Source organism: Arthrobacter sp. 10N44_2, from assembly GCF_056394385.1.
This window is the reverse complement of the sequence record NZ_JBFTHT010000059.1, coordinates 1-393: the sequence shown is the minus strand read 5'-3', so window position 1 is coordinate 393 and position 393 is coordinate 1. Positions and strand designations below refer to the sequence as shown.

Annotated in this window: 1 protein-coding gene; it reads right to left on the bottom strand. The window is 67.4% G+C overall.

Translation table 11 applies throughout. The features are described from left to right. Positions 1–351, bottom strand: a 351-nt coding sequence (locus AC1DBX_RS20715) for an enolase C-terminal domain-like protein (protein ID WP_476932676.1), incomplete at its 3' end; no start/stop codon positions are given. Between the last annotated feature and the right edge of the window lie 42 nt (positions 352–393).

Below are 393 nucleotides of genomic sequence, written 5' to 3'. Positions count from 1 at the left end.
GCTGGCGATCGCCGCCCGGACCTTTCCGCGCATCGCGGCCATGCCGGCGGCGTCCCAACGGCGCAGCGGCTCCTCGACCCAGGTGAGGTCCATGTGCTCCTCGATCGCGGAGACGAAGCGGGTCGCCTGCGCGTGGTTCCACGACTCGTTGACGTCGAACATGATGGCAGGGCGCTTCGAATTTCGGCTGAAGACGTCTCTCATGATTTCCAGTCGAGGCAGGTCCCTGTCGAGGTCCCGGCCGCCTTTGAGCTTGCCTGCCTTGAACCCGCGATCGGCGAATCGCTCGTAGAGTCCAGCCAGCTCGTCGTCCGCGAGGCCGAACTCGAGCCCCGATGCGTACCCGGGCACGAACCGCTCCCTCGCACCCAGCATGCGCCACAGCGGCTCCCC